We start from the raw sequence: 660 nt of genomic DNA on the forward strand, positions 1-660 counted from the left end.
ATGGCTAAATTTACAGCGGAAGAAAAGATACAAAGTGTTTTGAGGTATGAGCATGGCAAAGAATCAATAAGAGAAATTGCGGAAGATATTGGTGTTCACAACAGTGTTTTCAGTAGTTGGATTCGTCTTTATGAGCATCAAGGAGAAAGTGCCTTTATAAAATCCTATACAAGCTATTCTGCTCATTATAAAATGGATGTACTTAAATATATGAACGAAATGGGTACATCCTATCGTGAAACTGCTGCCATTTTCAATCTTTCCTCACCTGAAATGATACGAAAGTGGCGACTCCGGTTTGAACAAGGTGGATTTGATGCCCTGGAATCAAAGAAAAAGGGGCATCCATCCATGATGAAAGAATCAAAACCTGAAATACAGAAACAAACACCAGCCGAAGAAACAGTGGAGACATTACAAGCAAAAGTCGAACATTTAGAGATGGAGATTGCCTACTTAAAAAAGTTGAATGCTTTAGTTCAGATGCAGGAAAAATTACGAACAAAATCAAAGCGCAAGTAATTTTTGAACTAAAGTATCAGTATGAGGTCGTGGATTTAGTTAAAGTCGCTGACACTCCACGCAGCACGTATTATTATTGGGAAAAACGATTAAAACAGAATGATAAATATGACAAGGTAAAAGAGGCTATTAATGAGA

General features: G+C 36.5%; 1 protein-coding gene. It reads left to right on the forward strand.

What is annotated here, in order from left to right:
- Positions 1-522 (forward strand): helix-turn-helix domain-containing protein (locus CHI06_RS29005; RefSeq protein ID WP_095252075.1); only part of this gene is annotated, 522 nt, incomplete at its 5' end.
- Between the last annotated feature and the right edge of the window lie 138 nt (positions 523-660).

Source organism: Bacillus sp. 7884-1 (assembly GCF_002272245.1).
Taxonomy (GTDB): Bacteria; Bacillota; Bacilli; order Bacillales; family Cytobacillaceae; genus Neobacillus.